The organism is Micromonospora sp. MH33, from assembly GCF_003013775.1.
In the GTDB taxonomy this organism is placed as follows: Bacteria; Actinomycetota; Actinomycetes; order Mycobacteriales; family Micromonosporaceae; genus Micromonospora; species Micromonospora fulviviridis.
In genome coordinates, this window is the sequence record NZ_MUYZ01000455.1 from 1 (window position 1) to 3,616 (window position 3,616).

The 3,616-nt window shown below is 75.1% G+C and carries 2 protein-coding genes and 2 pseudogenes; 2 read left to right on the forward strand and 2 right to left on the reverse strand.

Annotated features, from left to right (window positions below):
- Positions 1-234: pseudogene (locus B0E53_RS34275) on the reverse strand (DUF2520 domain-containing protein); the annotation flags it as partial.
- Between the two features lie 236 nt (positions 235-470).
- Between B0E53_RS34275 and B0E53_RS34280 the strand changes: the two are divergent.
- A complete protein-coding gene (locus B0E53_RS34280; RefSeq protein ID WP_107079694.1) occupies positions 471-1,685 on the forward strand; it encodes an SAM-dependent methyltransferase in 1,215 nt (404 codons plus the stop codon).
- Positions 1,682-2,851 (forward strand): NADH-quinone oxidoreductase subunit D, encoded by a 1,170-nt coding sequence (locus B0E53_RS34285; RefSeq protein ID WP_210406330.1) that lies wholly within the window; start codon positions 1,682-1,684, stop codon positions 2,849-2,851. Before B0E53_RS34280 ends, B0E53_RS34285 begins: the two co-directional genes overlap by 4 nt.
- Before the next feature lie 10 nt (positions 2,852-2,861).
- On the opposite strand, the pseudogene B0E53_RS38170 reads toward B0E53_RS34285, so the two are convergent.
- Positions 2,862-3,616: pseudogene (locus tag B0E53_RS38170) on the reverse strand (hypothetical protein); the annotation flags it as partial.

The window sequence follows — 3,616 nt, forward strand, 5'->3', positions numbered from 1 at the left end:
GGCCGCGGAGCGGGTCGGGGTCTGCGGCAGCAGTAGCGCCATCCGGGCCTTGGCCGCACCGGAGGCGCCGGCGGCGGCGACCACCCGGTGGCCGGCGGCCGCGAGGGCCGCGCCGAGTACGGTGCCGACCCGGCCGGCGCCGATCACGCCGACCGTGAGGGTGCGCGGGAAGACGAGCGGGGCGTCGGCGGCCCGGTATGGGGCGGCCGGACGCGAACGCAGCGGTGCGCTCATGGCAATCGATCCAGTCCTCGGAGGGGGTACCGGTCGATCGCAAGTATGCGCCGGGGCCACGGAGCCGAAACAAGGATGTGTGAAAACCTTCACCGACGGCGCGAAGGGGCCGCTCCGGCGGCGCCGAACCGCCCCTTCTGGTACGTCGGCCGCCGTCGCGGAGGCGCCGGCCGTCCGCCCACCGTAGGGTCGGCACGGTGACGCCCCCTGAACGTGCGCTCCGCTGGCGCGAGGCGATGTCGGCTGCCCTCTACGGGCCGGGCGGCTTCTTCGTCTCCGGCCCGGGACCGGCCGCCCACTTCCGCACCAGCGTGCACGCGTCTCCGGTGTTCTCGACCTGCCTGTCCCGCCTCCTGCTCGCGGTCGACACTGCGCTCGGCCATCCCTCGCGGTTCGACGTCGTGGACGTGGGTGCTGGTCGGGGGGAGCTGTTGCGGTCGCTGTCGGTCGCCGTGGGGGTTTCGGGGGAGCCCACCCGCTCCGGGCGGTCAGGCTTGATCCCTCCGCGGGCGGGCTCACCCGAAACCCTGACCACCACGGCCGCCGCCCGCACGTCGCCCTTCGGGCCGGCCTCCGCCGGGTCCTTGTCCACCGCGCCGGTTGCGCTGGCCGAGCGGGTACGCCTCGTGGCGGTCGAAAGGGCACCCCGGCCGGACGACCTGCCGGTGGAGATCGAATGGGTGGAGGAGATCCCTGACGGCGTCACGGGTCTGCTGGTGGCCACCGAGTGGCTGGACAACGTTCCGTTGGACCTCGCGGCGTACAGCCCCGGCGGCTGGCACTACCTGGTGGTGGACCCGGCTACGGGTGAGGAGTCGACGGGCGACCCGGTGTGCGCCGAGGATGCCGACTGGCTGGACCGGTGGTGGTCCTCTGCCGCGGGCGACGGGACCGGGGCGACCACCGAGGGGTTCCGGGCGGCCCGGCCGGCGGAGGGATCAAGCCTGACCGCCCGGAGCCGGTCGGGCCGCCCAAAACCCCCCACCGGAGCAAGGGCCGAGATCGGAAGGACCCGCGACGAAGCCTGGGCTGCCGCGGTGGCGCACCTCGACCGAGGGCTCGCCCTGACCGTGGACTACGGGCACCTGCGGGACGACCGGCCGATCGACGGGAGCCTGACCGGGTACCGGGGTGGGCGGCAGGTGCCGCCGGTGCCGGACGGGTCGTGTGACGTGACGGCGCACGTGGCCATGGACTCGGTCGCCTCCGCCGGTGAGCGGGTCGCGCGGTGTGCGTACACCCTGGTTTCGCAGCGGGAGGGGCTGCGGGCGCTCGGGGCCGACGGCGGGCGACCGCCGCTGAGCCTGGCCTCCCGGGACCCGGCCGGCTACCTGCGGGCCCTCGCCGCCGCGTCGGCGGTGGCCGAGCTGACCGACCCGGCGGGCCTCGGCGGGCACTGGTGGCTGCTGCAACCGGTCGGCGTCGCCCTCGATCCGCTCATGGCACGATGACGGACATGACCACCGACGCCGGCGACCTCCGCGAACTGACCGTCGGCACCGGGGCCGGCGGGGAGCAGCTCGGCACCGACATGGTGCTCAACATCGGGCCGCAGCACCCGTCGACGCACGGCGTGCTCCGGCTGAAGCTGGTGCTCGACGGCGAGCGGGTGGTCTCCGCCGAGCCGATCGTCGGCTACATGCACCGGGGCGCGGAGAAGCTCTTCGAGGTCCGCGACTACCGGCAGATCATCGTGCTGGCCAACCGGCACGACTGGCTCTCCGCCTTCTCCAACGAGCTGGGCGTGGTGCTCGCCGTGGAACGGCTCATGGGCATGGAGGTGCCGGAGCGCGCGGTCTGGCTGCGGATGGCACTCGCCGAGCTGAACCGGGTGCTCAACCACCTGATGTTCCTCGGCTCCTACCCGCTGGAGATCGGCGCGATCACGCCGATGTTCTACGCGTTCCGCGAGCGGGAGACCATCCAGGCGGTCATGGAGGAGGTCTCCGGCGGCCGGATCCACTACATGTTCAACCGGGTGGGCGGGCTCAAGGAGGAGGTGCCGGCCGGCTGGACCGCACGGGCCCGGGCCGCGATCGGCGAGGTCCGCCGCCGGGTGCCCGACCTGGACAACCTGATCCGGCGCAACGAGATCTTCCTGGCCCGCACCGTCGGGGTCGGCGTGCTGTCGGCCGCCGACGCCGCCGCCTTCGGCGCCTCCGGGCCCGTGGCCCGGGCCTCCGGCCTGGACCTGGACCTGCGCCGGGACGAGCCCTACCTGGCGTACGACCAGCTCGACGTGCCGGTGGTCACCAGGACCACCGGGGACTGCCACGCCCGTTTCGAGGTGCTGCTCGACCAGGTGTACGCCTCCCTCGACCTCGCCGAGCAGTGCCTGGACCGGGTGGACCGGCTCACCGGGCCGGTGAACACCCGGCTGCCCAAGGTGGTCAAGGCGCCCGAGGGGCACACCTACGCCTGGACCGAGAACCCGCTCGGCATCAACGGCTACTACCTGGTGTCCCGCGGCGAGAAGACCCCGTGGCGACTCAAGCTGCGCACCGCCTCGTACGCGAACGTGCAGGCGCTGGCGACCCTGCTCCCGGGCTGCCTCGTGCCGGACCTGATCGCCATCCTCGGCTCGATGTTCTTCGTCGTCGGCGACATCGACAAGTAGCGCAGCCCGCTCAGCGCCGGCGTTCGGTGGCGCGGGCACCGCCGGCCCGGGGTGCGTCGTCGCGCGGCGGGTAGCCGTAGCGGGCCGGCTCGGGCTCGACCTGACGCCACTCGGGCTGGCCGCTGCGCTGCGTCGGGGGCCGCCACTCGTCGGGCACCGGCACCCCGCCGGCCGGCAGCGCCGGCCGGCTCTCCTGCGCCCAGCCGGAGTCCGCCTCGCCGTGGCCGGCCTGGCCCCGGACGGACGCCCACCGGTCCTCGACCCGGTACTCGGTGCCGCCGCCGTCGGCGTGCACCGCGGCCCGCCGCTCCCCGACCCGGATCTCCCGGCCGCGCTCGTCGTCGCGGACCGCGGCCCACCGGTTGCCGGTGCGCAGCTCCGACCAGTAGTCCCCGTCCGGTTCGTCGTCCACCGCGCGACCGGACCGCTCGCCCGGCGCCCAGGCACGGGCGCCCGTTCCCGCCCAGCCCTCGGCGGTCCGCTCGCCGTACCCGCTCCGATCACCCTGACCCGACCAAGCGCCCCGGTCGGTCCGGTCATCCTGGCCGGCCCACGCGCCCTGCCCGGTGCGGACGGACTCGTCGCGTTCCGCGGTCCAGTCCGCCTCCCCGCGGCTGCCGGACCCCGCCGGCCAGGACCGGTCGTCGGCCGGCCCGTCCGGGCCCGACCGCCAGGCCCGGTCGGCCGCCGGCTCCCCGGCCCAGCCGCGGTCGCCGTTCTCCCGCGCCGGCCAGCCCCGGTCCTCGCCGGACGCCCGGCCGACGC